The organism is Aquirufa lenticrescens, from assembly GCF_019916085.1.
GTDB classification, from domain to species: Bacteria; Bacteroidota; Bacteroidia; order Cytophagales; family Spirosomataceae; genus Aquirufa; species Aquirufa lenticrescens.
In genome coordinates this window covers 2,325,702-2,349,400 of record NZ_CP049834.1, presented here as the reverse complement: position 1 = coordinate 2,349,400, position 23,699 = coordinate 2,325,702, and the positions used below count along the sequence as shown (strand labels likewise).

General features: G+C 37.4%; 22 protein-coding genes and 4 tRNA genes. 14 read left to right on the top strand and 12 right to left on the bottom strand.

Annotated elements, in window-relative coordinates:
• Positions 1-33 precede the first annotated feature (33 nt).
• The 10 genes from G9X62_RS10515 (at position 34) to pheA (ending at position 10,450) form a co-directional block, all read left to right on the top strand.
• Entirely contained in the window at positions 34-708 is a 675-nt protein-coding gene (locus G9X62_RS10515; RefSeq protein WP_223130660.1) for a hypothetical protein, read from the top strand.
• A gap of 90 nt (positions 709-798) precedes the next feature.
• Positions 799-1,245, top strand: a complete 447-nt coding sequence (locus G9X62_RS10510; protein ID WP_223130659.1) for a hypothetical protein — start codon at positions 799-801, stop codon at positions 1,243-1,245.
• A gap of 11 nt (positions 1,246-1,256) precedes the next feature.
• Positions 1,257-2,189: a phosphoribosylaminoimidazolesuccinocarboxamide synthase gene (locus tag G9X62_RS10505; RefSeq protein WP_223130658.1), complete on the top strand. Its 933-nt coding sequence runs from the start codon at positions 1,257-1,259 to the stop codon at positions 2,187-2,189.
• Positions 2,182-2,616 carry an STAS domain-containing protein gene (locus G9X62_RS10500; protein ID WP_223130657.1) on the top strand — a complete coding sequence of 145 codons (435 nt, stop codon included), beginning with the start codon at positions 2,182-2,184 and terminating at the stop codon, positions 2,614-2,616. Before G9X62_RS10505 ends, G9X62_RS10500 begins: the two co-directional genes overlap by 8 nt.
• A gap of 200 nt (positions 2,617-2,816) precedes the next feature.
• Positions 2,817-7,385: a glutamate synthase large subunit gene (gene gltB / locus G9X62_RS10495; RefSeq protein ID WP_223130656.1), complete on the top strand. Its 4,569-nt coding sequence runs from the start codon at positions 2,817-2,819 to the stop codon at positions 7,383-7,385.
• Between the two features lie 6 nt (positions 7,386-7,391).
• Complete coding sequence (locus G9X62_RS10490; protein WP_223130655.1) at positions 7,392-8,891, top strand: glutamate synthase subunit beta; 1,500 nt, start codon at positions 7,392-7,394, stop codon at positions 8,889-8,891.
• A gap of 63 nt (positions 8,892-8,954) precedes the next feature.
• Positions 8,955-9,041, top strand: a tRNA-Ser gene (locus G9X62_RS10485).
• 11 nt (positions 9,042-9,052) lie between these two features.
• A tRNA-Pro gene (locus tag G9X62_RS10480) sits at positions 9,053-9,126 on the top strand.
• A gap of 63 nt (positions 9,127-9,189) precedes the next feature.
• Positions 9,190-9,263, top strand: a tRNA-Arg gene (locus G9X62_RS10475).
• 110 nt (positions 9,264-9,373) lie between these two features.
• Positions 9,374-10,450, top strand: a complete 1,077-nt coding sequence (gene pheA / locus G9X62_RS10470) for a prephenate dehydratase (protein WP_223130654.1) — start codon at positions 9,374-9,376, stop codon at positions 10,448-10,450.
• Here the strand turns inward: pheA and G9X62_RS10465 are convergent.
• The 8 genes from G9X62_RS10465 to G9X62_RS10430 are packed head-to-tail and all read right to left on the bottom strand — an operon-like array spanning position 10,442 to position 16,181.
• Positions 10,442-11,362 (bottom strand): bifunctional riboflavin kinase/FAD synthetase, encoded by a 921-nt coding sequence (locus G9X62_RS10465; RefSeq protein WP_223130653.1) that lies wholly within the window; start codon positions 11,360-11,362, stop codon positions 10,442-10,444. The two genes, pheA and G9X62_RS10465, sit on opposite strands and share 9 nt — an antisense overlap.
• The gene (truB, locus tag G9X62_RS10460; RefSeq protein WP_223130652.1) at positions 11,346-12,047 is read right to left on the bottom strand and encodes a tRNA pseudouridine(55) synthase TruB; all 702 of its coding nucleotides are present in this window, start codon (positions 12,045-12,047) and stop codon (positions 11,346-11,348) included. Before truB ends, G9X62_RS10465 begins: the two co-directional genes overlap by 17 nt.
• Complete coding sequence (locus tag G9X62_RS10455; RefSeq protein WP_223130651.1) at positions 12,023-12,811, bottom strand: undecaprenyl-diphosphate phosphatase; 789 nt, start codon at positions 12,809-12,811, stop codon at positions 12,023-12,025. Before G9X62_RS10455 ends, truB begins: the two co-directional genes overlap by 25 nt.
• Positions 12,811-13,014 (bottom strand): DUF3098 domain-containing protein, encoded by a 204-nt coding sequence (locus tag G9X62_RS10450; RefSeq protein ID WP_223130650.1) that lies wholly within the window; start codon positions 13,012-13,014, stop codon positions 12,811-12,813. Before G9X62_RS10450 ends, G9X62_RS10455 begins: the two co-directional genes overlap by 1 nt.
• Position 13,015: 1 nt before the next feature.
• Positions 13,016-13,900, bottom strand: a complete 885-nt coding sequence (locus G9X62_RS10445) for a cell division protein FtsX (protein WP_223130649.1) — start codon at positions 13,898-13,900, stop codon at positions 13,016-13,018.
• Between the two features lie 2 nt (positions 13,901-13,902).
• Positions 13,903-14,472, bottom strand: a complete 570-nt coding sequence (locus tag G9X62_RS10440; RefSeq protein ID WP_223131851.1) for a bifunctional nuclease family protein — start codon at positions 14,470-14,472, stop codon at positions 13,903-13,905.
• 43 nt (positions 14,473-14,515) lie between these two features.
• A complete protein-coding gene (locus tag G9X62_RS11255; protein ID WP_261345517.1) occupies positions 14,516-15,445 on the bottom strand; it encodes an electron transfer flavoprotein subunit alpha/FixB family protein in 930 nt (309 codons plus the stop codon).
• A 1-nt stretch (position 15,446) separates the two neighbouring features.
• The gene (locus G9X62_RS10430) at positions 15,447-16,181 is read right to left on the bottom strand and encodes an electron transfer flavoprotein subunit beta/FixA family protein (protein ID WP_223130648.1); all 735 of its coding nucleotides are present in this window, start codon (positions 16,179-16,181) and stop codon (positions 15,447-15,449) included.
• Positions 16,182-16,232: 51 nt separating this feature from the next.
• Here G9X62_RS10430 and G9X62_RS10425 point away from each other — a divergent pair, with 51 nt between their 5' ends.
• Positions 16,233-16,541 (top strand): tetratricopeptide repeat protein, encoded by a 309-nt coding sequence (locus tag G9X62_RS10425; RefSeq protein WP_223130647.1) that lies wholly within the window; start codon positions 16,233-16,235, stop codon positions 16,539-16,541.
• Here the strand turns inward: G9X62_RS10425 and G9X62_RS10420 are convergent, their stop codons facing one another.
• Entirely contained in the window at positions 16,542-18,428 is a 1,887-nt protein-coding gene (locus G9X62_RS10420; RefSeq protein ID WP_223130646.1) for a DNA topoisomerase IV subunit B, read from the bottom strand.
• A gap of 227 nt (positions 18,429-18,655) precedes the next feature.
• On the opposite strand from G9X62_RS10420, the gene G9X62_RS10415 reads away from it, so the two are divergent.
• Positions 18,656-19,894: an ABC transporter permease gene (locus tag G9X62_RS10415; protein ID WP_223130645.1), complete on the top strand. Its 1,239-nt coding sequence runs from the start codon at positions 18,656-18,658 to the stop codon at positions 19,892-19,894.
• A 71-nt stretch (positions 19,895-19,965) separates the two neighbouring features.
• A tRNA-Leu gene (locus G9X62_RS10410) sits at positions 19,966-20,049 on the top strand.
• Positions 20,050-20,084: 35 nt separating this feature from the next.
• On the opposite strand, the gene G9X62_RS10405 is transcribed toward G9X62_RS10410, so the two are convergent.
• Positions 20,085-21,560, bottom strand: coding sequence for a xylulokinase (locus G9X62_RS10405; RefSeq protein WP_223130644.1), 1,476 nt, complete (start codon positions 21,558-21,560; stop codon positions 20,085-20,087).
• Positions 21,561-21,574: 14 nt separating this feature from the next.
• Between G9X62_RS10405 and G9X62_RS10400 the strand changes: the two genes are divergently transcribed.
• The gene (locus tag G9X62_RS10400; RefSeq protein WP_223130643.1) at positions 21,575-22,330 is read left to right on the top strand and encodes an ATP-binding cassette domain-containing protein; all 756 of its coding nucleotides are present in this window, start codon (positions 21,575-21,577) and stop codon (positions 22,328-22,330) included.
• Here the strand turns inward: G9X62_RS10400 and G9X62_RS10395 are convergent.
• Both G9X62_RS10395 and G9X62_RS10390 read right to left on the bottom strand, forming a co-directional pair.
• Positions 22,314-23,084 (bottom strand): TatD family hydrolase, encoded by a 771-nt coding sequence (locus tag G9X62_RS10395; protein WP_223130642.1) that lies wholly within the window; start codon positions 23,082-23,084, stop codon positions 22,314-22,316. The genes G9X62_RS10400 and G9X62_RS10395 overlap by 17 nt on opposite strands.
• Complete coding sequence (locus G9X62_RS10390; protein ID WP_223130641.1) at positions 23,081-23,692, bottom strand: polysaccharide deacetylase family protein; 612 nt, start codon at positions 23,690-23,692, stop codon at positions 23,081-23,083. Before G9X62_RS10390 ends, G9X62_RS10395 begins: the two co-directional genes overlap by 4 nt.
• Between the last annotated feature and the right edge of the window lie 7 nt (positions 23,693-23,699).

Sequence of the window (23,699 nt, the reverse complement as noted above, 5' to 3'; positions counted from 1 at the left end):
GCAATTTAATTTTAATTGAATTTACCCCCTTTTATGAATTTAAAGGAAATAGGTATTTTATTGTTTGGTTTATTTATAGGGTCTTCGCTACTCATTGCCTATAAATATTATGTAGCGAGAGGGAAGGTATTTCAAATCTCAAGAGTCCTAGTATTTAAATACATACTTAGATTTCTATTACTTGTAGCATTGCTTATCCTCTGTTTATATACTATTAGTGTCAAGCAAAATAAGGATGTAGAGAGCTCTAAATTAGGAACTACTTTATTTGTTATATCTTCCAATAGTTCCAGTTTAACGTGGAATTCCCTGGTAGAAAAAGCATCAGAGATGCCAGAAAATAGCACCTATAGTTTATCTATTTATGAACCAAGTAAAACTCAATTTTACCAAATTATTCCCGCTACAAATCGAGATTCATTTTTGAATTTAGTAGAGCGGGCTAATGAAACCACGAAAGTACATCTGAAACGGATAGTAATGAATTCATTGCCTTCTCATCCAAAAGAGGATCAATTTGACGTATTTATATGGACGAATCACCATTGGCAGTCCATTTCAACTGATTCGAATAGATCTACTATTTTTTCTTCAGAAAGCTTAAACAGCTGGATTAAGAGCTCCTATGTGCGAATTTATTTAGTAATTTTAATACTCATTTTAGTTTTTATAGATATTGTATTTACAGCCAAAGCCATAAAGATCTAAATGTTTTCTACCTTGTTTTATCTCTTCATTTTATTTTACGATGGTTTATTCTCTAAATCATCCGAGGAGTATAATGCACAAATAAGACAATTGAACAAGCAAATTGCTTCTCATCACTATACTCAAGCTTTGGATAATGCCAAACAAATTCAAAAATCATCTATTTTCACCAATCCCGAAATAGAGCATTTAATTGCTGTTTTAGAATTAAAAACGCATCGAAATACAAAACAGGCAAAAAGAAATTTAATCAAAGATCAAAGTATCAATAATGACATTCTATACAGTTATTTTATGGCTATGAATGGTGATTCGAAGGAGGGTTATGCAGATTTACATAGATCCATCATCCAAAATGGGAATGTCGACACACTGGTAAAAGCATTTGAATTGTACGCAATCAATTTTCCTCAGAATAAATTGAAGAAACAATCCTCTTCGGCGCAAATGATCAGCCAAACTCAAAAAATAAATACGCAGGAAGCCTTATCTTTACTTGATTTAATGAAGAAAAAGCAGAAAAATCTTATCTACTAATTAGCCAAACCATGAATCCAGCACCTTATCAATTCCCTAATCAAACCTCTTTTTATAAAGGAAAAGTGCGTGACGTATACGGAATAGGAGACCATTTATTAATGATAACATCTGATCGCATCTCTGCTTTTGATGTCGTATTACCTAAATTAATACCTTATAAAGGTCAGGTGTTAAACCAAATTGCTAGTTATTTTTTACAGAAAACGGCAGATATTGTACCGAATTGGCTATTAGCAACACCAGATCCTAATGCTGCATTTGGTTTAAAATGCGAACCATTTGCCATTGAAATGGTCATTAGAGGGTATTTGGTAGGTCATCTTTGGAGAGAATATAAATCAGGAAAACGTGAGGTTTGTGGGGTAACTTTACCGGATGGTCTAGTAGAAAATCAACAATTACCTTCTCCAATAATTACACCCACTACAAAAGCTAGCGAGGGTCACGATGAAGATATTTCTGTAGAAGCAATCATTCAACAAGGTATTGTCTCTAAAGAACATATGAATGAATTATGTGCTATTACACATCAATTGTTTCAAAGAGGACAGGAGATGGCCTCAGAGAAGAATTTAATTTTAGTGGATACCAAGTATGAATTTGGCTTGTATAATGGGAAGGTCATGTTAATGGATGAAATTCACACACCAGATTCCTCTCGTTATTTCTATAAAGAACCTTATGCAGAATTGTTCGCAAAAGGATTAGCTCAAAAGCAATTATCTAAGGAATTTGTTAGGGAATGGCTGATAGCCAATGGTTTTCAGGGGAAAGAGGGGCAAAGCATCCCCACAATTACTGATGAATTTGTACAACAAATTTCAGAACGCTACATTTTATTGTTCGAAGAAATTACAGGTCTTACCTTTAAAAAAGAACCCCAAGAAGATTTAACTAATCGTATTTACACTAACACCATACAGTATTTAAAAAATGTCTAACGTAAATTCATTTCAACTCGAACAAAACGAGAGTTATGCCGTTATTGATTGGAAAGCTGAACAATTATCGGCCACAAATTCAGAGGAATTAGAAAATGCTATTCGTCTTTTATTTAAGAAAGACTATGCCAATATTATCCTTAATCTCTCTAAAACAGCAGATCTAGATGGATACGGTGTATCTGCTATCCGAAAAGGCACTAAGATATGTACAAATGAAGGAGGTTTATTTGTAGTCGTTACAAAAAACGAACCTATTGCTGAAAGATTAGATGCTGCGAAAATTGAGAATCTAACCTTACTTAATACGGTGCAAGAAGGAGTCGATGCGATCTACTTGAATGACTTAGAAAATGAGTTCCAAGATGAGGATGATACGGAAGGAGAAAGCGAATTTGGAGATTCATACGGAGAGGATTACGACTAGAATAGCATTTTACCAAGATTTTTTGTTTTGCATTTCTGATATTTTGAATTCAGAAGAATATTTTGTCTTTAGATCGTTTTGCCAAATTTATTTTTAATTAAATTTGAAATTAGGTATATTATCTACCTGAAATAGCTTTTTGAACACACTTAGCTATTTTCAATTTGTTATCATTATTATTAGAATATTTATAGTTTCCTATGAGAAATCCGAATGAAGTAGGTTTGTACAGAAAAGAATTTGAACATGATGCGTGTGGAATTGGCTTTGTTGCCAGTCTAAAAGGTATAAAATCCCATCGCATTGTTCAGGATTCAATTAAAATGTTGATCCGCATGGATCACAGAGGGGCTTGCGGATGTGATCCTAACTCAGGTGACGGCGCGGGTGTCCTTGTTCAACTACCTCATGAATTTTTTCTAGAAGAAACTAGCTCATTAGGTTTCTCTTTACCTTCCTTAGGTAATTATGGGGTAGGTATGGTATTTTTCCCTAAAGACGAAACGTTAATCAAAGAATGTAAAGAAGTTATTGAGCGTAAGACTAAGAAATTAGGATTACGAGTCTTAGGTTATAGAATAGTGCCTGTTGATAATTCGGAAATAACAGGGGCTGATTCAGGTAATGCAGAGCCGTCAATTCAACAATTATTTATTGAAAGACCCGCCGATTGTGCATCAGAAATTGATTTTGAGCGTAAACTATATGTTTTTAGACAATATGTTTCTAAGTTATTAAACGAAACCATTGCTGGATTAAACAATAAGTTTTACTTCGCTTCTTTATCGTGTCGTACCATCATTTATAAGGGTATGTTAACGACAATGCAGGTTCCAGGCTATTTCTTAGATTTATTCCAGGAGAATTTTACTTCGGCTTTGGCCATAGTACACTCGCGTTTCTCGACGAATACATTCCCAGAATGGAAATTAGCTCAACCGTTCCGCTTTATAGCACACAACGGAGAGATCAATACGGTAAAAGGTAATTCATCATGGATGCAAGCGCAATCTGCTTTATTCTCAAGCAAATACTTTACACAAGAAGAATTAGATATGATTCTTCCTGTTTGTAGCTTAGGACAATCTGATTCAGCTATTTTAGATAACGCCATTGAGTTATTGTATTTAACAGGTCGCTCGTTACCTCATGTCATGATGATGTTAATCCCAGAAGCTTGGGATGGCAATGAGAGCATGGAGAAATACAAAAAGGATTTTTATGAGTACCATGCTGCCATGATGGAACCTTGGGATGGTCCTGCAAGTATCTCCTTCACGGATGGAAAAATGATCGGAGCTACGCTTGATAGAAATGGTTTACGTCCATCTCGTTATTGGGTGACTTCTGATGACCACGTAATTATGGCTTCTGAAGCAGGGGTATTGGATTTAGATCCTGCTACCATTGTTTCTAAAGGTCGTTTACAACCAGGTAAAATGTTTGTGGTGGATATGGAGCAAGGTCGTATTATCCCAGACGAAGAACTCAAAGAGAAAATCTGCCAACAACAACCGTATGGGGAATGGCTTTTGAAGAATAAAATCAGAGTAGAAGATCTTCCAGAGGCAGGTTCTGAATATAGACAACCTAAAGCTATTGAATTAGTTTCTAGACAACAAATCTTTGGTTTTACAACGGAAGATATCCGCGTTGTATTAGCGCAAATGGCTGAAACAGGTAAGGAAGCTTTAGGTTCAATGGGTATTGATACGCCATTAGCCGTTTTATCTGAAAAGGCTCAACATTTGTCTTCGTATTTCAAACAATTATTTGCGCAGGTAACGAATCCGCCGATTGACCCGATTCGCGAGCGTATGGTGATGTCGCTATTATCAGATATAGGTGGTTTATCCAATTTATTAGAAGAAAGTCCGACACACTGCCGTCAAATCGAGATTCAGCAGCCCGTACTTCGTAATAAGGAAGTTGAGAAAATCCGTTGGATTGATCATGAAAATTTCCAAACAAAGTCCATTCATATGACGTTCCGTGCTTCTGAAGAGGAGGGAGTGTTAAAGAAGGCTTTGGATCGTATTAATCAATACGCAGAAGATGCAGTAGATGATGGATACTCGATTATCTTGTTAACAGACCGCGGAATTGATAGTTCTCATGCTCCCATTCCATCTCTATTAGCCTTAGCATCTGTTCATAATCACTTGATTCGCACAAAGAAAAGAGCTAAAGTGGGTATTATTATCGAAGCAGGAGATGTGTGGGAAACACACCATTATGCTACGTTGATTGGATACGGCGCAAGTGCGGTGAATCCTTACATGGCTTTCGAAACGATTAAAGCTATGAAAGATCAAGGCTTCGTCAATAAGGATTTAAGCTACGATAAATTAGAATACAACTATATCAAAGCCGTTAATGGGGAGCTATTAAAGATCTTCTCTAAAATGGGTATTTCTACTTTACAGTCGTATCAAGGTGCACAAATCTTTGAAATTCTTGGTTTAGGTAAAGAAGTTGTGGATACGTATTTCAGCGGTTCTATTTCTCGTATTGGTGGAATTAGCCTAGATACGATTGCCAAAGAAGCCCTGATTAAGCATGCTTCTGGGTATCAACTATTAAAACAAGATTCACCTAAATTAGAAGTAGGTGGTATCTACCAATGGAAACAAAGAGGTGAGGAGCACTTATTTAATCCGGCTACGATTCACTTATTGCAACAAGCAACAAAGCAGAATGATTATTCGGTTTACAAAAAGTACGCTCAATTAATTGATGACCAAAGCAAGAAATCTATTACGCTACGTGGCTTATTGAAATTCAAGTCAAGTAAGGCTATCTCTATTGATGAAGTAGAACCAGTAGAAAACATCTTAGCTCGTTTTGCGACAGGTGCGATGTCATTTGGATCAATTTCCTACGAGGCTCATACTACATTAGCCATCGCTATGAACCGTATTGGTGGTAAATCAAATACGGGAGAAGGTGGAGAAGATCCGATTCGTTTTGAAAAAATGGCGAATGGTGATTCCATGAATTCAGCTATTAAACAAGTAGCCTCAGGGCGTTTTGGTGTGACGGCGCATTATTTAACCAATGCGAAGGAACTACAAATCAAAATGGCACAGGGTGCAAAACCTGGCGAAGGTGGTCAATTACCTGGTCACAAGGTAGATGATTGGATCGGAAAAACGCGTCACAGTACGCCAGGAGTAGGTTTAATTTCACCACCTCCACACCACGATATCTATTCAATCGAAGATTTAGCACAATTAATCTTTGACTTAAAGAATGCGAATAGAGCTGCTAGAATTTCGGTTAAATTAGTTTCTGAAGCAGGTGTAGGAACGATTGCTGCCGGTGTGGCAAAAGCGCATGCTGATCATATCTTAATTGCAGGTTACGACGGTGGAACAGGAGCATCTCCTTTATCTTCTATTCGTCATGCAGGTTTACCTTGGGAGCTTGGTTTAGCAGAAACGCATCAAACCCTGGTAAAAAACAAATTGCGGGGTCGTGTTACGATTCAAGCGGATGGTCAAATAAAGACTGGTAAAGATATAGCTGTAGCAGCATTATTGGGAGCTGAAGAATTTGGTGTAGCCACAGCTGCTTTAGTTACCGCTGGTTGTATCATGATGCGTAAGTGTCACTTAAATACCTGTCCAGTAGGGGTGGCCACTCAAAATCCAGAATTAAGAGCGTTATACACAGGTCAAGCAGATCACGTAGTCAACTTATTCCACTTCCTAGCACAGGAATTACGCGAGATTATGGCTGAATTAGGCTTCCGTAAGCTAGAAGAGATGGTGGGTCGTGTGGATCTTTTGGAAATGAAAGATCTGTCGGGACACTGGAAATTCAAAAATGTAGATTTGAGCCCAATTTTAGCGCCAGCAGTTTTAGAAGAAGGTGTTGCTGTATTTAAATCAGAGGAACAAGATCATGGATTAGCTGATCAATTAGATTGGGAGTTATTAAAAATGGCTCAACCTGCAATTGATAAAGGTCAAGTTGTCAATGGTGAACTAGCTATTATTAACGTAAATCGTTCCGTAGGAACAATCCTATCAAACGAGATTACAAAGAAATACGGCGAGAAAGGTTTACCTACGGATACAATAAATATCAAGTTTAAAGGAACAGCTGGTCAATCATTTGGTGCATTCTCAGTAAAAGGTATCAAATTCGAAATCGAAGGAGATGCAAATGACTATGTAGGGAAAGGATTATGTGGTGCGACATTAGTGGCTTACCCTTCACCAGTAGCTTCTTTCAAAGCATCAGAGAACTCTATTGTAGGGAACGTTTCATTCTATGGTGCTACGTCTGGTGAAGCCTATTTAGCTGGAATGGCAGGAGAACGTTTCTGTGTGAGAAACTCAGGAGCTAAAGTAGTGGTAGAAGGCATTGGTGATCACGGTTGTGAATACATGACAGGAGGTTTAGTTATTATTTTAGGAAATACTGGCCGTAATTTTGGCGCTGGGATGTCTGGAGGAGTTGCTTACATCCTAGATGAGCAAAATACCTTTGACGCGAAAGTAAATCGCGAAATGGTGGAAATCACAGAATTGACACCAGAAGACAAAAACATCATTTTGATGTATTTAGAAAAACACGTTGCCTTAACTGGTTCTGTGAAAGGAAAACTAGTATTTGATAATTTCAATGCTTTAGCTAGCCAGTTCAAGAAAGTATTGCCAATCGATTATAAGAATGCCTTAAGTTCTAGAAAATTAAGCATCTCAGACGTATTAGCTGACAAAGACAGAGTGTATCAAGATATTAAAGTAGATTTAAAATAAGATAGAATGGGTAAGCCTACAGGATTTTTGGAAATTGACCGCAAATTAGCTCCTAAAAGAGCCGTATCTGAGCGTGTGAACGATTACAAAGAAATTGAACAACTAAATTCTACAGCAGACACAGAAGCGCAAGCTAGTCGTTGTATGGATTGCGGTACTCCATTCTGTCATAATGGATGTCCACTGGGGAATATTATTCCGGAGTTCAATGATGCCGTTTACGAGCAAAATTGGAAGTATGCGTATGATATTTTAAGCACAACCAATAACTTCCCTGAATTTACAGGACGTATTTGTCCAGCACCATGCGAGTCAGCCTGTGTTTTAGGTATTAATAAACCAGCTGTTGCTATTGAATTGATTGAGAAATCAATCATTGAAAAGGCCTATTCAGAGGGCTGGGTTGTTCCATTTGTACCTAAGACACGTACGGACAAGAAAATTGCAGTGATTGGATCAGGACCAGCAGGTTTAGCTGCAGCAGCTCAATTAAATAAAGCTGGTCACTTAGTAACGGTGTATGAGCGTGCGGATCAAATTGGAGGATTATTACGCTATGGTATTCCAGATTTTAAATTAGATAAATCGGTGGTTACTCGTCGAGTAGAAGTAATGAAACAAGAAGGTATAACCTTCATTACTAATGCTAATATCGGAACCACGGAGAAACTAGCTAATTTAACGAATGATTTTGATGCAGTCTTAGTAGCCACAGGAAGTACAACACCTCGATTTATTACGGCTAAAGGAAATGATGCCATCGGTATTTATCCTGCGATGGAGTTTTTATCACAGCAAAATAAGCGTAATGCTTCTATTGCATTAGAAGTGAATCATAAAGGTGAAAAATATACTAATGCAGACATCAGTGCAAAAGGAAAGCATGTAGTCGTTATTGGTGGGGGAGATACTGGTTCTGACTGTGTAGGAACTTCTAATCGTCATAAAGCTGCTTCCATTACTCAAATAGAGGTAATGCCTAAACCTCCAGTAGAAAGAGCATCCAACACACCTTGGCCTAACTGGCCTAATATGTTACGTACTTCTACTTCACATGATGAAGGAGCAGAGCGTTTATGGTCTATTTCTCTACAAGAATTTATAAAGAATGACAAAGGAGAATTAGAAGCTTTACTCATTGGAGACATCGTATATAATATGAAGGATGGAAAAATGGAGCAGGAGGTTATAAATAGTAGAAAAATTCCTTGTGATTTAGCTCTCATTGCTGCTGGATTTTTACATACTGATCACGGTAGCTTATTTGAACAATTAACGGCCCTAGGAGTGAAGTCAGATGAGCGAGGCAATTTAGTAGCCAGCTCAACATATCAATCTGATAATGAGAAAGTTTTCATTGCTGGAGATGCAAGACGTGGTCAGTCTTTAGTGGTTTGGGCAATCTCTGAGGGTCGTGAAGCAGCTAGAAATATCGACTTATTTTTAATGGGTAAAACGAGTTTAGAAGGTAAATCTATCTCAAGTTTTGATGTTATGGCGAAATAATTTTTTCGCCATATATTTCATTTACTAAATATATTTACTACATTTGTGCTCTCTTAAATGCTAGGAGAGATGCCTGAGAGGCCGAAAGGACATGTTTGCTAAACATGCGTACTGGTAACGGTACCGAGGGTTCGAATCCCTCTCTCTCCGCAGTCAATTTTCGGGGTGTAGCGTAGCCCGGTATCGCGCTTGGTTTGGGACCAAGAGGTCGTAGGTTCGAATCCTGCCACCCCGACAAAAGTCAATTTATGAGGACGTGTTTATCACCAATTATAAATTGACTTTTTATTTTGATTAAGGTTCCGTAGCTCAGCTGGATAGAGCAACTGCCTTCTAAGCAGTAGGTCTTTGGTTCGAATCCAAACGGAATCACACATTGCAATTTTGCTTTACTAAAAAGGATTTATTCAAATCCTTTTTTTATTTCCCTTCCTTAAATCTCCTAAAATTCGTAAATTGAGCTAATTAGCACACTATTACGCATGAATATACCTGAATTAAGAGGCAAAATAGACCAGATAGATGATTCCATTCTTTCGTTACTTGTTAACAGAATGGAATTTGTAGAGGAGATTGGTAAATTAAAACGCGAATCTAATGTGGTAATTTACCATCCAGATCGGGAAAAGGAAATCATCGATCGTTTAGCGAGCCAGTACACAGGTAAATTAAGGAAAGAGGCTATTGAGGCTATATTTCTGGAGATATTTGGTGTATCGCGTAATTTAGAACTCCCTGAAATCATTTGTTATTTAGGGCCAGAAGGAAGCTTTACTCACCAAGCGGCGGAGAATCGTTTTGGCGCTGTGGCTGATTACATCTCATTACCTTCCATCAAGTCAGTTTTTGAGTCTGTTGAAACGGGGCGAGCTAAATATGGCGTAGTACCCATTGAGAATAATCAGGAAGGGATGGTAAAGGAAACAATGGATCTCTTAAATGAGAAGAATCTATTTGTTATTTCTGAAATCATCATTCCCGTTAATTTTTGTTTAGCCTCTAAACACAATGGAATTCAAGGTATTAAAAGAATCTATTCGAAAGACATCGCTTTTCAGCAATGTAAAGGTTTTTTAAATGACTATTTCTCAGGCCAGGAAGAAGATTTCTTCGTCCAAGTCGATTCTACCTCACGTGCCGCAAAATTAGCTGTAGAAGAAGAGGATGGAGCTGCTTTGTGTTCGCATATCGCTGCTAAGATTTATTCTTTACCCATCTTATTTGATAATATTCAAGATAACGATGCGAATCAAACGCGTTTCTTCATTATTTCCAAAGTAGAAAATTTAAAGAAAACCGATAAAGACAAAACTAGTTTAGCGATTAAATTAAAGAATGACGATAAGCCAGGAGCCTTATTGTCTCTTTTACAAGACTTTGAATCGAGGGGAATCAACTTATTAAAAATAGAATCTAGACCTCAGAAAGACACCAATGAATTCAAATTCTGGTTCTTTATTGATATTGAAGGTAATAAATTAGATCAAAAAATTCAGGAATTATTAACGAAAAGAGGAGACGAAATAGTCTTTTTAGGCAGTTATATGAATTTATGCTAGGTACAATTTAGCCCAAGCTAAATCGGCGGCGATTTGATTCTTTAGATCTTCAAAGGAATCAAATCGCTTCTCTGATCTAATTTTCTCTATAAATCGAATTTCAATACCTTGCCCATAGATATCGCCTTCAAATCCCAAAATATGCGTTTCAATGTGAATTCCTTCATCCTTATTCAAGGTAGGACGGTAGCCCATATTGGTTAATCCATAAAATGTACCAGCCTGAACATGTACCTCTGTTAAATAAACACCTAACTGTGGTATAAATTTATTATCCGCATTCACCGACATGTTCGCAGTAGGAAATCCTATTTTGCGTCCATTTTGGTTCCCATGTATAACGACACCCGCAATCGAGAAAAGATGACCTAACATGGCATTAGCCCTTTTAACTTCTCCTTCAGATAAGAATTTCTTAATCTGAGAAGAACTAACAATTACTTCGTCAACTTTGGCTACATCAATCGAAATAGCTTCTAACTGAGCCGAAAAATGTTCCTTTATAAAAGAAATGGAGCCTTCTCTATTTTTACCAAAATGGTTATCATAACCCAATACCACCTTAGTCGCTTTAATTCGTTTGAGGAGGTGCTCTTTAATAAATTGAGTGGCTGGTAATTCCACTAAATAGGAATCAAAGGGAAGAATCACTAAATAATCAACACCCATTGCTTCAAATGCTGCTATTTTTTCTTGCATTGGCATTAAAAGCTCATTTCGTTTACCGGTAAAATGATCTGCAGGATGATTAGAAAAAGTAATAACGCAAGTTGTAAGGCTACTCTCTTTCGCTGCGTTTAAACAACCATGAATAACCTTCAGATGACCTAAATGCAAACCATCAAACATCCCTATCGTTACCGCGGTTGCTGATTCAATCTGTACTGTATCAAAACTATAAAAGCACTTCATGTAAATCGCTATTAAAATTGGCCACCTCTTGTGCCTTATCTAAACCCCAATCACCAATTTTTGTTCGAACTAATTCACTCATATAAGCTCCTGATTGACATTTTATGCCAAAATCACGTACAATGCTACGAATGTAAGTTCCCTTACTACATTCAATCTCAAAACTAATTTCTGGAAAACGGGATGCATCAATGTCCATTCGATACACATCTACCTCTCTAATTTTAATTTCTAAATCCTCCGCATTCACACCATTTCTAGCATGAGTAAATAAGCGTTGTCCATTTAATTTGATTGCAGAGTAAATAGGAGGTACCTGTTGAATATGTCCCATGAACGAAGAACGCACCTCTTCTAATAAGCTCGCATCGATATGCTCAATTGGATAATCACCATCGAATTCGGTTTCTAAATCAATGGAAGGCGTCGTTTTTCCCAAAACCAATTTTCCAGTATACGTTTTAGGTAAGGATTGGAAATAATCGATCTTCTTTGTGTATTTCCCTACGCACATGATTAATATACCGGTTGCCAATGGATCTAATGTCCCAGCATGACCAATCTTTTTAAACCGACCAAGATTACGAATCTTCTTCACAACATCGAAAGAAGACCAATCTCTAGGCTTATTAATCACATAAAATTTATCTTGAACTTCCGTTAATTCATCCACAAGTACAGACATAATAAAAGACCTACAACAATGCGGTAGTAGCCGAACAAGGCGAATCCATGTTGTTTAACAAAACCAACCATCCATTTAATCGTTAGTAGGGCTACAATGAAACTAATCACGGTACCAATACTCAAAAACTGAATATGTTCTTGGGTAAATAAGACATCAAAATCATTTCGATAATCCAATAGTTTTTTTGCACATGCACCTAAGATGGTAGGAATCCCCAGTAAAAAGGAATACTCCACAGCAGCAGCATGACTAAGACCTAGCACTCGACCTCCCACAATGGTAGCACCAGAACGGGAAACCCCAGGAATCATGGCTATACACTGAAATAAACCAATCTTAAATGCTTTCAAATAAGTAATTGATTGAATTTCAATTGAATCTGATTTAGAAGGTAGCCATTGATCAATTCGAATCAACAGTAATCCACCTAAAATCCAGGAACCCGCAATAAACCAATAGCCTTGAAAAAGTGCTTCTAAGAAATCATCCAAAAGAACTCCTAGAATAACAGCAGGAATGAAAGAAGCAATAATGGTATAGTAAATGGACAGACCAGATGCAAATAAACGCTTAAAATAAAGAAATGGCACCGCAGCAATTGCTCCTAACTGAACAAAGACCGTAAAGAAATTAAGGAACTTTGAATTTTCAATCCCTAATAAATTTTCAGTAACAATTAAATGTGCCGTTGAAGAAACAGGCAAGAATTCCGTTAAACCCTCAACTAATCCTAATATGATTGTTTTAAGAATCTCTGACATTAGCGCTTCCACTTAAATAAAGAAAAAACCGGAATGATGATTCCCACTAGAACTAGAATGGGACCTAGGGTTAAGCCTAAAAAGCCAAAACCAAATTCCTCCTTATCTAAGGTCATCACAAAGAAACCTGTCAACATAATTCCAATACCTAGTAAGAGAATTTTAATGTCTTTGGCACCTAACGGCATATTTGATTGACTCATATTAAAATAGGTTTGTATGTTGAATTTTTAGATACTTTGAAATAGAAAAGAATGAAGCAATTAAACTGAATAAGGTGCAAAAACCTATGCAAACAAGTGCTAACTGAGCTTGATTATCCGTTTCAAAAAATAAGGTGGAAATTTCAGGTATCGATGTAGAAAAGTAATAAAAGGCTCCATCAGCCAAAATAAAACCTATCAACCCACCTAAGAAACCCACTAATAAAGCGTTCAATAGATAGGGCTTTTGGATAAACCCATTAGTGCTCCCTAATAACTGCATTGTCTTAATCAATACACGGTTTCCATGAATGTGAAGTCGAATACTATTAGCTAACTGAACATAGACAAATAATACTAATAGGACAATTAAAATAACTCCTACATAACCCACTGCTTTAATCTTACCTAAAAGTGACCCAATAAAGGTATTCGGATACGTAACTTCATACACATCTGGTCTTGCTTGAATCTCAGCTACTATTTTTTTAAAGGATGCTTCATTTTTATATTCCTCTTTTATCCCTAAAATCAAACAGTTTTTAAACGGATTTTCTTCCCCTAATAAAGTTTGATAATCTTCTTGCGAGGATTTTAAAAATTCAGTAGCAATCTGGGCTTTTGATTTAAATTCCAATTCAGGTTTCAACTCTTTTTGACCTAAATAGGGACGTGATTTAAAGTACGTAATGGTCGATGCTAAATCACTTGTTTGTAAAGAATCGCTTAAATAAACGTATACTTTCATTTGTGATTTAATCTCATCCCCCCACGACTTTACGCTCACAAATAGTTGAAAGAATAAGGCAAGAATAAAGGCCAAACTCGCCATTGAAATCACCAAAGTTAATTGAGTTGACTGCGGACGACTTTTAGAATATTTCATATTTATAATTTTTCAATTTCATCTCTTAATTTTGCCGCTTCCTCGTAGTTTTCTTCCTGTAATGCCTTATTTAATAATCCTTCTAATTCAGCCTTGGAGCGAACAACAGGTGATTTATCCAGTACATCAAATTCATCTTCTAATTCATCCATAAACTCCTCCTCTGGAATACAGATATCATTTAAAAGTTTTTCAGAAATGAATATGGGTATTGCTAAGCGAATAGCTAAGGCAATAGAATCCGATGGTCTGGCATCTACTTGAAAGATTTCTCCCTCCCTTGATATCTCCAAATTGGCATAAAATATACCATCCTTAAAATCGGTAATTAAGACTTTTTGTAGCGAAACATTAGAGTAGGAAAGTAGATTAACACACAAATCATGTGTTAGCGGTCTACTCGTTTGAATATGTTCTAAATAAACCGAAATAGATTGTGCCTCCTGACTTCCTATAACAATAGGAAAGCGCAAAGCCTGTGAGTTATCTGCCTCTAATAAAAGGATGTAAGAACTAGCTCCTACAGAACTAGGGTTGACAGATAAAATACGCAAAGGAACAAACTCTTTCAAAGGCCTATATTAAAACACAAATGTACCAATTAGACCGCTAATTTTAATGAGTTTGAAGCTTTTTTGTTAGTCTTGGAAGGATATCATTTACATCTCCAACGATTCCATAGTCTGCATGTTTAAAAAAGGGTGCTTCTGGATCATTATTAATGACAACAACGATGCGAGAACCATTGACACCTGCTAAATGCTGGATAGCTCCAGAAATTCCGCATGCAATATATAAATTAGGCGAAATCTTCACACCTGTTTGACCAACGTGTTCGTGGTGAGGACGCCAATTTAAATCAGATACTGGTTTAGAACAAGCAGTTGCAGCCCCTAAGGCTTTGGCTAAATCCTCTACTATTGTCCAATTACCTGGATCTTTTAGACCACGTCCAGCACCTACGACTAAAGCCGCATCAGGCAATGGAATAGATCCCGTAATAGGTTTCAAGGCTATAATAGAAGCTTTGCTACCCGCAGCCCTAGATAAAGTGGAAACTGAATTAATTGATTGTTCTTCAAAGGATGAATTAGCACTGAAATCAAAATTACGATTTAAACTAAAATAGCCAGCAGTTTCAGACGTTAAAGACAAGGAAGCCTTTCCAGAGAAGATCGATTTAGTGATCGAAAATTTTCCACCTGAATAGGACATTTGTTGAATCCCTGAAATCATCTCTTGAGATGAACTTGCCGCTAATAGACTTAGTAAATTATCGACTTGAATTGATTTAATACCTAAAACACTATAACCACCAACTGCTTGAATCAAGGGCTGAATACTAACTGAATCAGTCCATAAACCTTCAGTTAATTGAACGACATCAATTGACTTAGACGCAGAAACTGTGCTAAATTTTATATCTCCTATTGCCAAAAGCAAAATAGACTCAGGATTGAAAGAAGATACAAATGAAATTAATGATTTAGAAGCATCTGAAAGTTGACCTTCTTTTGTTTGGGCAATGATCGCTACCTTTTTCATCTTATAATACGTTTGTCTCTGTTCTTAATAAATCGATTAATTGCTCAGCATCTTCAGCATTAATCATCTTGTTTTTGCGAGCTGTTTCGGCGATATCAGCTTTTAGAATCTGAATTTGGCTTGAAGTATCGAAAGGTAACACAGCAATTTCTTTAGTTCGAGCAGTCATGATACCGCGCATCGATGGAATTTTCCATTCAGCTATGGGTTCTTGACATCCTAAAACGGCAGGTAGGGGACACGAGACATCCATTTTACCTCCATCCATTTCTACTTCTAATTTCAAGCCATCACCCGAAAAATCCAAATGCATTACTGGGTTAAAGTGAGTGTATCCTAAGGCACCCGCCACTAATCCATGCACTATTCCTGAGTTATAATCAATGGACTCTTTTCCCATCAAAATTAAATCCATTGGATTTTGATTCACATAGGATACAATGGAATGTGCAATCTGTGCAGAGGTAGTGGGATTACCATCGATTCGAACAGCTGAATCAGCCCCTAAAGCTAAACATTTACGAATAAGTGCTTCTGATTCAACTCCGCCTACGTGTAAAACTATGACTTCGGCACCGTTACTTTCCTTTAGTTCAATAGCACGAGAAAGGGCATAATCATCATAGGGGCCTACGATAAATGTTAATCCCTGACTACTTATTTGGGAGGTTGATGGATCTATTGTTATTTTTGAGGTAGTGTCTGGGACACAGGAGATACAGACTAGTATTTTCATGGCAGATTAAATTGTTATGCAAGCATACTAATTTGTTTTTAATTTAGCAAAATGGATCGTAAAGAATTTATTAAAAATGAGATTAATCAAGATCCAACGGATCCGTTTAACCATTATTTGTTAGCTATTGAATACCAGAAAGAAGGTACCATTGAAGAATCTTTTAAGCAGTTTGAAATGATCGTTTCAAAATTCCCTGATTATGTAGCCACTTACTATACCTATGCAAATGCTTTATTATCAGCAAATAAAGATAATAGAGCTGAAGAAATTATACAGGCTGGTATTGTACAGGCAGAAAAAAAAGGAGCTGCTAAAGCCTTGAAAGAACTGAAGCAACTCCTTGAATTGAATTTTTGATTAGGCTAAAAGCACCTCTTCTAAATCCTTTTCGATAATTAAGTTATCAATAATGAATTTTTGGCGCTCTGGTGTATTCTTACCCATGTAATACGTTAAAAGCTGAGGGATAGTGAAATCTTTTTCGAGAATCACCGGTTCTAATTTAATATCCTCGCCAATAAAGTTCCCGAATTCCTCAGGAGAAATTTCCCCTAGACCCTTAAAACGCGTAATCTCAGGTTTAGGACCTAAGGCTTCAATCGCATTGCGACGTTCTTCATCAGAGTAGCAATAACGCGTTTCCTTCTTATTTCGAACTCTAAATAGGGGAGTCTCTAAAATATACAGGTGACCATTTCTCACTAAATCTGGAAAGAATTGTAAGAAGAAAGTCAAAATAAGCAAGCGAATGTGCATTCCATCCACATCGGCATCCGTTGCAATCACAATCTTATTGTAACGCAGATTATCTAAAGAATCTTCAATATCTAATGCGTGCTGCAATAGATTAAATTCCTCGTTTTCATAGACAATCTTCTTTGTCAGGCCAAAGCTATTCAAAGGCTTTCCTCGTAAACTAAATACAGCCTGCAATTGAACATCACGTGATTTAGTGATGCTTCCTGATGCCGAATCACCCTCGGTAATAAACAAAGTAGTGTCGTGACGCGTCTCCGATTTTTCGTCGGATAAATGTACACGGCAATCTCTTAATTTTTTGTTATGTAGGTTCGCTTTCTTCGCGCGCTCATTCGCTAATTTCTTGATACCTGCAATATCCTTGCGCTCGCGCTCTGATTGCAAAATTCGCTTTAATAAAGCGTCTGCTGAAGCTGGATTTTGGTGTAAATAATTATCCAATTCAGTCTTTACAAAATCCCCAACAAACGTACGAATGGAGGTGGAGTTTGAATCAGGAGAAATAGTGGTGCTACCTAATTTTGTCTTTGTTTGGGATTCAAAAACAGGTTCTTGCACCCGAATTGCGATAGCACCTACGATACTCGCACGTACATCCGATGGATCAAAGTCCTTCTTAAAGAACTCGCGCACCGTTCTAACAATCGCTTCTCTAAAGGCTGCTAAGTGAGTACCGCCTTGAGTCGTATTTTGACCATTTACGAAAGAATAATATTCCTCTCCGTATTGGTTATTATGCGTAATGGCTAATTCAATATCGTTCCCTTTTAAATGAATTATCGGATACCGATTTTCCTCCGCATTCGTCTTTTTAGAAAGTAAGTCGAAAAGTCCATTTTGGGAAAAATATTTCTCTCCATTAAAATTAATGGTCAATCCAGCATTCAAGTAGGCATAATTCCAAAACAAGGAATCCAAATATTGCGGGATGAAATGGTAATTCTTAAAGATCGTATTATCTGGCTCAAACTGAACGTGTGTTCCACTCTTCGCATTAGAAGATTCAATACCAGGTGATTCAGCTGTTAGCTCACCCTTGCAAAACTCCGCCCATTTGGTTTGACCATCTCGGTAGGATTGAACTTTAAAGTAATTGGAAAGCGCATTCGTAGCTTTTGTACCCACACCATTCAAACCTACGGATTTTTGGAAAGCACCTGAATCGTATTTACCACCGGTATTAATTTTAGAAACGCAATCAATTACCTTTCCTAAAGGAATACCACGACCGTAATCACGCACTTCCACTTTATGATCAGAAATTTTAACGTCAATAGACTTACCATTTCCCATCATATGCTCATCAATCGAGTTATCCATAATCTCTTTAACAAGAACATAGATACCATCATCCACTGATGATCCATCGCCTAATTTACCAATATACATACCCGGACGAAGCCGAATATGTTCTTTCCAATCTAGGGAACGAATACTATCGTCGTTATAAACAGGTGCGTTATTTTGATTTTCTTCCACTGACATAATTTTACACTAAATTATCAAATAGTTCGCGATTAAGAAAGGGGGAGGATTGAATTAATTAGGTCAAAAAAAGGACTAACGGATTAAAAGCCTGTTTCATTGGTTTTTAATGCTGTGAAAAAGGGGATAACTTGCGGTTGCGTTGCAGTAGTCGTCACTACGTGACTTAGTCGCCTTCGGCACAGTCAATGAGTCGCCGGAAGAATCCGGCTTAGTCAAAAAGTATTATGAATGTAAAAGAAAATGTTTTAGAGGGTTTGCGCTCCATTAAGGGGAATTTGCTAAGAACGGTACTAACTGCGCTTATTATTTCTTTGGGGATTACCTCTTTAGTAGGCATATTAACGGCTATTGATGGTATTCAAAGTTCAGTAGATAATTCATTTTCTGGCTTGGGAGCAAACTCATTCGATATACGTAACCGCCCAACTATGCAAGTGAGACGTGAAGGGCAGAAAGAAAAACGCTTTAAAAACATCGACTATCGTCAGGCAAGTCACTATAAATATTTATTTACTGCAAAAGGTAAAGTTTCCCTTAAGACGAATGTAAACAACAACGCCATCGCTAAGTATGCTTCTAAAAAAACGAATCCCAATACACGCGTTTTAGGAATCGACGAAAATTTTATGGAGTTAAAAGGCTATAAAGTAGGAGCGGGCCGTAATTTTTCTCCTAACGAACAATTAAATGCTATTAACGTGTGTATTCTAGGTGTCGATGTCATTGACCAATTGTATGAAAAAGAAAGCCCGATTGGAACAGAAATTATTGTTTCAGGGATCAAATTGAAGGTAATAGGGGTTTTAGATAAGAAGGGAAATATGATGGGGGGCGGAGATGATCGCGTTATCATGGTTCCCCTTGAAACGGGTCGAAAAATGGCTGTAGGTCGTAATCTTACGTTTGATATCACTACTTCCTCTTCCAAGATTACTAATCTAGATGATTTTATGGAAGAGGCACGCGGCGCTATGCGAAAAGTTAGAATGGACCCAATTGGAATGGAAGATTCTTTCAGTATAGATCGCTCGGATTCCATTGCTAAAAGCTTTGAAAGCATCACAGGTTCCCTGCGAATTGGTGGATTCGTGATTGGCTTTATTACGCTTTTAGGTGCGGCTATTGCTTTAATGAATATTATGATGGTTTCTGTGAGTGAGCGTACTCGTGAAATTGGTATCCGTAAATCATTAGGAGCGACTCCTGGTCGAATTTTACAACAGTTCTTAATTGAAGCCATTGTCATTTGTTTACTAGGAGGAATAGGAGGGATTATGTTAGCGATTCCGATTGGTAACTTAATTGCTCAGGCCATTAGCTCAGGAGCAGCTAGCTTTATTATTCCTTGGTTGTGGATGATGACAGGTATTATAATTTGTATTATAGTAGGCTTATTTTCAGGAATTTATCCAGCTTTCAAAGCATCGAAAATGGATCCTGTAGAGGCTTTACGCTACGAATAATATAGAATTTATCAAGAGCATATTTGCGAAAGCAAATGATTTAGCCTAGTTTTGCATTGCAATTTTGAATTGCCCAGATGGCGGAATTGGTAGACGCGCTGGTCTCAAACACCCGTGGGTGCAAGCCCGTGCCGGTTCGACTCCGGCTCTGGGTACAAGCCTCTCAAGCAATTGAGAGGCTTTACCTTTTTTAAGCGGGTAGATTATTTTTCCAAACACCATAGGCATCTGCATAGGCATTCTTCAAACCAGCATCAGGTTGAATCGTCTTCAAAACTTTGATATGACTTACGGCCTCATCTTCATTCGTGTAATAACCCACACCAGCACCTGCTCCTAAAGCAGCTCCAAAAGCTCCATCTGATTCCAATAATTCAACTGAAGCACCAGAGGCATTAACGATTGCTTGAGTGAATAAATCACTTAAATACATATTGGCGAATCCAGCTTTTAATTTCTTAGGCTTAACACCTACATTTCCTAATAATTCAATACCATAGACCATTGAAAAGGCAATACCCTCCTGGGCTGCGCGAATAATATCGGCTGATGAATGACGATTGAAATCCAACTGCTGAAAACTTCCACCTATGGTTTGATTTTGGAAAATACGCTCCGCTCCATTGCCAAAAGGCATGCAAACTAAACCATTCGTCCCAATAGATGCTTTTGCACCTAGCTCATTCATTTGGGAATAAGATAAAGAAGGGAAGAAATTTTGCTTAACCCACCGGTTTAAAATACCCGTTCCATTGATGCACATTAATACTCCCACACTCGTTTTTGCAGCTGTATGATTAACGTGCGCAAACGAATTCACCCGATTTTCTTTATCATACTTTAACTCATCTGAAATACCATAAACCACACCCGATGTACCTGCCGTCGTAGCGATGTCACCTGGGTGTAAAACACCTAAGGAATAGGCATTATTAGGCTGATCACCAGCTTTATACGTCACTTTAACGTGTGATCCTAGACCTAATTCAGAAGCAACGGCAGATGTAATCGTGCCGTGAACTGAAAATAAAGCATGAACAGGAGGGAAGATCGATTCAGGGAATCCGTAATAAGCCATCAAGTCTTTAGCCGGATGCGAAGCTTTAAAGTCCCATAAAATACCTTCTGAAAGCGCTGATGCCGTCGTAGTGAAAGTAGACGTAAATCGACCTGCAATAAAATCACCAGGAAGCATTACCTGAGTAATTTGTTCAAAAATGGCGGGTTGATTTTCTTTTACCCAGGCTAATTTAGCGGCAGTGAAATTACCAGGGGAATTGAGGTAATGACTTTGGCAAAATGATTCTCCTAACGCTATATAGGCCTTCTCTCCATAAGGTGTGGCACGCGAATCGCACCAAATAATAGAAGGACGTAACACCTGAGTATTTTTATCAAGGACCACTAAACCGTGCATCTGGTACGAAATACCAATGGCACCAATATTTTTAGGGTCATATAAACCAGTTGAATTCGCTTTTAAAATAGCTTGTTTTACGCAATACCACCAATGCTCAGGATCCTGTTCTGCAAAACCGAGTTGAGGGGAGGAAATCTCATTCTCGACCTCCGGAAAGGAAGTAGAATAAATTAATTGTTGGTTTGCTGCATCAACAATACTAACTTTAATGGAAGAAGTTCCCACATCAATTCCGCACAGAATCATTTTAAATAGGTTTAATGTTAAAAATAGGCATAAAGAAACACCAAGTTACTAGTCATTTTGCTTTATCCAATATTCAAATAAAAGTAAAATCAGGCGAAATCTACGCATTAATTGGAAAAAGTGGTTCGGGAAAAAGCACGATTGCAAACCTATTAGTGGGATTAAAATACGATCCAGCCTATTCAATCACCATTAATTCTAAGGAATTAAATGATGGAATTGATCGACTAATTCCTCAATTCAAACAGGCGGGTTATGTTCCACAAACCCTTCATTTAAAGCCACATCACAGCGTGTATAATTATGCGCAGGTTTTATTTCAATACTTACCTAACACACAACAGGATGCTGTCATAAAAAAATACCTCAAGCAATTTTATTTAATCAAGCAAAAGGATACAAAAGTAGCCTCATTATCTGGGGGAGAGAGACAAAAACTAGCGCTTTTAGAAGCTATCAGCCAACCCATTTCTTATTTGGTTTTAGATGAGCCTTTTAGCCAGTTAGATACGGAACAAAAATTAGAATTTTCTCAAATTATTGCATCTATTGTTTCTGAAAGAGCTATTCCTTGCATATTAATTAGTCATGATTTGACGGATATTCTCCAATTAAGCCATTCGGTAGGAATTATGGAAAATGGAAAACTCGTATTTCAGGGATCTTGGACTAAGTTCAAAGAATCGGCTAACACGGTAGTTCTACGCCTTAAAAAGGCCATACTTGATTGGGATAGTCAAATGAAAGGATTAATTAATAACCTGAGATAGCTTTTAATTGCTGTGCATTCGCATTTGTTTGCCTCACCAAATGTTCGAGGGATACCTCATATAAATCAGCCAATTTTTGAGCGATAATCGGAATATTCTTAGGTGAATTAGGCTTTCCTCTGAAGGGTACAGGACTTAAATAAGGAGCATCCGTTTCTAATACAATCCGTGACAAAGGAATATCCTTAATATCCTCAAATAGAGTCGTGTTTTTATAGGTTATTACACCTCCAATACCCAAATAATAGCCTAAATCTATCAATACCTTTGCTTCTCGGGCATCACCTGCAAAACAGTGAATAATACCCCTTAAATTTTTGAATTCGGGCAATTTTAACGTTTTAATTAAATCGGCATACGCTTTTCTACAGTGTATATCAACCCATAAACCAAAGTCTAATGCCCAATGGCATTGTTGCTTGAAAGCATCCATTTGTAGTTCTGCAAAAGTGGTATCCCAATAATAATCCAAACCTATTTCACCGATGGCTAACACTTTAGTTTTGTCTAATTCTGACTTTAATACAGCTAATTCTGCTTGGTAATTTTCCTTCACATACGTAGGATGTAACCCAACCATCGGAAGCACAAAATCAGGGTAATTTATACTTAATTTCTTTAGATCCACCCAAGATTCAGAGTCACAATTTGGCAACCAAACTTCTGTCACACCTGCCTCTTTAATCTCCTTTAAGAAAAAAGACATATCTTCTTGAAAATGAACATCATACAAGTGTGCGTGCGTATCAATCATAAGGCGGATAAAACGAAATTTTGTTCTTTACAATAACGAAGAATGGCAGGTAAAATAACCTGCAAACGTGGAAAAGCTTTGACACTATCGTGCATCACGACAATTGCACCAGGTTTTAGTAAGGGCAAAACGGATGAAATAATTTCTGAGGAGGATAAAGAGGCATTATAATCCCCTGTTAATACGGACCATAAAATTACATTATCCATTTCACGGTACATCTCGCGCGTAATCCGGCCATAGGGAGGGCGGAAACCAATGGATTTAATTGCCAGTTGATTAAATACTGCCTCACATTTATTGAAGTCATCAACATAAGCGTCATAATCCATTTTCCAAGCATTGCTATGATTCATGGTATGATTTCCGATGCTATGACCTGCAGCTTTAATTCGTTGAATAATACTCGGATTTTCTACCACATTCTTACCAATGCAAAAAAATGTGGCCTTTGCTTCAAATTCCGCTAAGCATTCTAGGACAAAATCCGTAATTTCAGGAGTTGGTCCATCATCAAAGGTTAAATAAATCTGACGATCAACTGCTTTTGACCACGTAAATCGGGGTAAAAGGGCAGGAATGAACGACGGAATTTGATGAATAAACATACAGAGC

Excerpts from the sequence above, each read along its gene's own strand:
- G9X62_RS10430 (WP_223130648.1), bottom strand. The coding sequence starts at position 16,181 with ATGAAAATACTAGTCTGTATCTCCTGTGTCCCAGACACTACCTCAAAA.
- G9X62_RS10425 (WP_223130647.1), top strand. The coding sequence starts at position 16,233 with ATGGATCGTAAAGAATTTATTAAAAATGAGATTAATCAAGATCCAACG.
- G9X62_RS10400 (WP_223130643.1), top strand. The coding sequence starts at position 21,575 with ATGTTAAAAATAGGCATAAAGAAACACCAAGTTACTAGTCATTTTGCT.
- G9X62_RS10515 (WP_223130660.1), top strand. The coding sequence starts at position 34 with ATGAATTTAAAGGAAATAGGTATTTTATTGTTTGGTTTATTTATAGGG.
- G9X62_RS10415 (WP_223130645.1), top strand. The coding sequence starts at position 18,656 with ATGAATGTAAAAGAAAATGTTTTAGAGGGTTTGCGCTCCATTAAGGGG.
- gltB (WP_223130656.1), top strand. The coding sequence starts at position 2,817 with ATGAGAAATCCGAATGAAGTAGGTTTGTACAGAAAAGAATTTGAACAT.
- G9X62_RS10390 (WP_223130641.1), bottom strand. The coding sequence starts at position 23,692 with ATGTTTATTCATCAAATTCCGTCGTTCATTCCTGCCCTTTTACCCCGA.
- G9X62_RS10455 (WP_223130651.1), bottom strand. The coding sequence starts at position 12,811 with ATGTCAGAGATTCTTAAAACAATCATATTAGGATTAGTTGAGGGTTTA.
- G9X62_RS11255 (WP_261345517.1), bottom strand. The coding sequence starts at position 15,445 with ATGAAAAAGGTAGCGATCATTGCCCAAACAAAAGAAGGTCAACTTTCA.
- G9X62_RS10420 (WP_223130646.1), bottom strand. The coding sequence starts at position 18,428 with ATGTCAGTGGAAGAAAATCAAAATAACGCACCTGTTTATAACGACGAT.
- pheA (WP_223130654.1), top strand. The coding sequence starts at position 9,374 with ATGAATATACCTGAATTAAGAGGCAAAATAGACCAGATAGATGATTCC.
- G9X62_RS10405 (WP_223130644.1), bottom strand. The coding sequence starts at position 21,560 with ATGATTCTGTGCGGAATTGATGTGGGAACTTCTTCCATTAAAGTTAGT.
- G9X62_RS10450 (WP_223130650.1), bottom strand. The coding sequence starts at position 13,014 with ATGAGTCAATCAAATATGCCGTTAGGTGCCAAAGACATTAAAATTCTC.
- G9X62_RS10395 (WP_223130642.1), bottom strand. The coding sequence starts at position 23,084 with ATGATTGATACGCACGCACACTTGTATGATGTTCATTTTCAAGAAGAT.
- G9X62_RS10505 (WP_223130658.1), top strand. The coding sequence starts at position 1,257 with ATGAATCCAGCACCTTATCAATTCCCTAATCAAACCTCTTTTTATAAA.
- G9X62_RS10500 (WP_223130657.1), top strand. The coding sequence starts at position 2,182 with ATGTCTAACGTAAATTCATTTCAACTCGAACAAAACGAGAGTTATGCC.
- truB (WP_223130652.1), bottom strand. The coding sequence starts at position 12,047 with ATGTCTGTACTTGTGGATGAATTAACGGAAGTTCAAGATAAATTTTAT.
- G9X62_RS10490 (WP_223130655.1), top strand. The coding sequence starts at position 7,392 with ATGGGTAAGCCTACAGGATTTTTGGAAATTGACCGCAAATTAGCTCCT.
- G9X62_RS10465 (WP_223130653.1), bottom strand. The coding sequence starts at position 11,362 with ATGAAGTGCTTTTATAGTTTTGATACAGTACAGATTGAATCAGCAACC.
- G9X62_RS10445 (WP_223130649.1), bottom strand. The coding sequence starts at position 13,900 with ATGAAATATTCTAAAAGTCGTCCGCAGTCAACTCAATTAACTTTGGTG.